We start from the raw sequence: 3,339 nt of genomic DNA, 5'->3' as shown, positions 1-3,339 counted from the left end.
GTATAGTTGAATCTATAAAAAGTATCGACGAGGGGAATAGTTCGGCAAAAAGATAGTTTTTTACCACTTTTTATTATTGTAAAATCATTAATTAACTCAAATTGGATACCTAAATTTGTACCAACATCAGCTGTGATATTTGAAATACCAGTATTACCTACTGCGCTGCTGGATGTATAAAAAGTAAAATCTTCAATTGACCCAAGATTAATTTGAAAAACAGCATTATTAATTCCTAAAAAGAATAGACTAATTAGAAAAAGAGGGAACAAAAATTTTGTTTTGGAGATTATAGGTCATGGGTATTTATATTCCTATTTATACTATCCTTCTCAGCGAAAGTTGTAGAACATTAAATGCTTGTCAAATAAAATTTCACGTCTATTGGACAAGTATAATTGAGGCTTTAATTATAATTTATTGATTAAAAATGGGGTTGGATAAATAAATAGATATAATTAACTGTAAATCAAAAAATTAATTCAGGAAGCTCTCTTAGCTAATATTATTTCACTGTATTTAATGGATTAGAGTAATTGATATTGTGTTTTTAGTTTATTAAGTACTAAAGTAGTGGGCGTTTTCACTTAAAGCCAAATTACAGTTAAATATTTCTTTAATAGTTAAGTAATTGTTATTTTTATTTAGTACAATTAAACAATACAATGAAGTTAATAGTATTCATATATATTCTCAGTGTTATGCAACAAGACAGTTCATCAAATATTTTCAATTATAAAGATGCTAAAAACAACTCTAATTGGTACACTGTAAATGATGGTGTCATGGGAGGTATGTCTGAAGGAACAATATCTATTAATGATATAGGAATTGCAACATTTAATGGTTATGTAACTACTGCTAACAATGGTGGATTCTCATCAACTAGATATGTTTTTAATAAAAAGGATGTTTCAAAATTTAATCATGTAGTACTAAAGGTGAAAGGTGATGGCAAATCCTATCAATTCAGGATTAAAGAAAATTCGTCCCAGCGATATTCATATATAACAACTTTTAAAACCTCTGGTGAATGGGAAACTATAAAAATCCCATTGAGTTCATTTTATCCAAGTTTTAGAGGAAATAGATTAGATAAAATTAATTACTCTGGAAACCTCATGGAGGAAATTGCAATACTTATTGGAAATAACACGAAGGAGTCTTTCAAACTGGAAATCAAAAATATATACTTAGAATAGCAATAAAATATCATCATTCAAATCATTAACAATGAGTTCGTGAATCTCCTAAAAAAACGGGTTAATAAACTTTATATTCTTTTTGTAATCCAAGAGAAAGATAGAGAATACATCAACAATTTTCACGATTAGGATTTTCAATTTAAAAAAGAGGCTTCAATTTTGAAGCCTCTTTTTATAAAAACGTATTTTGACTATTTATTACTAGCCAACTATCCGTTAGTTAATAATTATTTTCTTACTTACTTTCTCAGTTGTAGTCTCAACGTTCACAATATAAACTCCTGAAGCCGTAAGAATTGGTAACGAAAAAAATAGCTTATCTGAGTTTATCCTCCATGTTTTTACCTCTTGTCCTAAATTATTAAACAAACTAACATTCAGTATTTCTGTATCTAGAGGACTATTTAATTGTAATTCAGAAATTGAATTATTCATATAAATACGAACTCCGTTTAATAAAGTTTCCTCTTCCGTAGTATTTAGAAGTTGCTGAAATACAAGTAAGAATCTATTTTGATACTCACCTGCTTCTAAATTAATTTCAAAAGCTTGGTTTGTAATATCATGTATTTCACCTGTCAAATTATCTTTAATATAAAGAGAAGTGTATACTTCTACATTTTCCAACTCATCAACTTTAATACTTATAAGACCGCCTTCTTTTGTTTGAATTCCTATTGGTATTTCTTTATCAAAACCAAACTCATTAGTAGCTTGTATCACATATTTTTTATCATTAAGAACCCAATACATATCATCATCAAAATCTTCGTACATTTCTCCATCATATCCCCAATCTACAGCATCAGTTGTGTTTTCATCAATAGTAAGCAAAACTTGACGGTGATCTATTTTAGGTGCATCAAAACCAATTCTAAATTTTGGCCTGAGGTCATCTCCTGGATTATTGGTAGTTTTTGATTCTAAATTTTCTGAATTATTGGGTCCCATGAAAATAGAATTTCCAGAAGATTCCTTTGCAAAAACACGCTGACTATTGTTAAATTGAATTTGCCCACCATCTGCATCACCCACTACAAAAAAGGCCTGGCCAACAGGAATGTATTGTGTTGGCTCTAAGTTTACTGGGTTTGAAGAAGTTTTAACTCCTCCGGCTTTAGAATAGGTTGCATAACCAGCCTGATAATCTCCCGAATTATGGGTGTCACCACCATAATGGTCCCAAAAATAAAGAGTCCCAGTTATTGAAGCCGTACCTAGAGATAACCCATTGTCATCAATAAATTTATCAGCATCTATAGACGACGGATATGGATTTCCAACCAAATGATCATTATTAGCGCCTACCGTTAATTCAATAATCCCATTATTTGGTTTGCCCACAAACGCATAATTTTGTGTTGCTGTGCTAGCGTTAGAACCTTTCATGGTATATCCCTGTCCTAACTTTACTTCCCCCGTCCTTTGCTCAAAACAACGATAGGAGCGAAGTGGGAATGTGTATGGAATGGGATTTTATTAAAATATTCCCTCGATTACCACTCAAAACTGATTAAGTATACCCAGTAAAAAATCCTAACTTAATTTGAAAGTAAAAAATATAAGAACAAACAATTCGCTTATATTTGCCCCAAGCATAAACTATGAGTTTTACACTATTATCTTCACCTTTACAGGGTTTTACCGATTTTCGTTTTAGGAATGCACAAAACAAATATTTTGGAGGTATAGATACTTTTTATGCACCTTATATTCGTTTAAATGGTAAACTAAAAATTAAAGCCTCATACGAGCGTGATTTATTACCAGAAAACAATACTACTTTAGAAGTTATACCTCAGGTAATAACAAATGATGCTGATGAGTTTTTATTTGTTGCGAAATACGTACAGCAATTAGGTTACAAAGAACTCAATTGGAATTTAGGCTGTCCTTACCCAATGGTTACAAATCGCGGAATGGGTTCAGGTTTAATTTGTGATCCAAATAAAATAGACAGTATTTTAAATCGTGCCCACAATGAAACGGATATTTTGGTTTCAATGAAAATGAGAATGGGTTATGAAAACAATGAAGAAATACTACACACTTTTCCTATTCTAGATAAATATCCTTTAAAAAATGTTGCTATACATGCTCGTATTGGAAAACAATTGTACAAAGGTAGCGTAGA

The 3,339-nt window shown here is 30.8% G+C and carries 4 protein-coding genes; 2 read left to right on the top strand and 2 right to left on the bottom strand.

Going from position 1 to position 3,339, the window contains the following annotated elements:
* Positions 1-272: hypothetical protein (locus tag Q0352_RS02360; protein WP_299523014.1), on the bottom strand; the 272-nt coding region annotated here is incomplete at its 3' end.
* 393 nt (positions 273-665) lie between these two features.
* Between Q0352_RS02360 and Q0352_RS02355 the strand changes: the two genes are divergently transcribed.
* Positions 666-1,202, top strand: a complete 537-nt coding sequence (locus tag Q0352_RS02355; protein WP_299523011.1) for a CIA30 family protein — start codon at positions 666-668, stop codon at positions 1,200-1,202.
* 219 nt (positions 1,203-1,421) lie between these two features.
* On the opposite strand, the gene Q0352_RS02350 is transcribed toward Q0352_RS02355, so the two are convergent.
* Positions 1,422-2,594 (bottom strand): T9SS type A sorting domain-containing protein, encoded by a 1,173-nt coding sequence (locus tag Q0352_RS02350; protein ID WP_299523008.1) that lies wholly within the window; start codon positions 2,592-2,594, stop codon positions 1,422-1,424.
* Positions 2,595-2,809: 215 nt separating this feature from the next.
* On the opposite strand from Q0352_RS02350, the gene Q0352_RS02345 reads away from it, so the two are divergent.
* Positions 2,810-3,339: tRNA-dihydrouridine synthase family protein (locus Q0352_RS02345; protein ID WP_299523005.1), on the top strand; the 530-nt coding region annotated here is incomplete at its 3' end.

The sequence above is a fragment of the uncultured Lutibacter sp. genome (assembly GCF_937891065.1).
Classification (GTDB): domain Bacteria; phylum Bacteroidota; class Bacteroidia; order Flavobacteriales; family Flavobacteriaceae; genus Lutibacter.
This window is presented reverse-complemented; position numbering and strand designations above follow the sequence as displayed.

Excerpts from the sequence above, each read along its gene's own strand:
- Q0352_RS02355 (WP_299523011.1), top strand. The coding sequence starts at position 666 with ATGAAGTTAATAGTATTCATATATATTCTCAGTGTTATGCAACAAGAC.
- Q0352_RS02350 (WP_299523008.1), bottom strand. The coding sequence starts at position 2,594 with ATGAAAGGTTCTAACGCTAGCACAGCAACACAAAATTATGCGTTTGTG.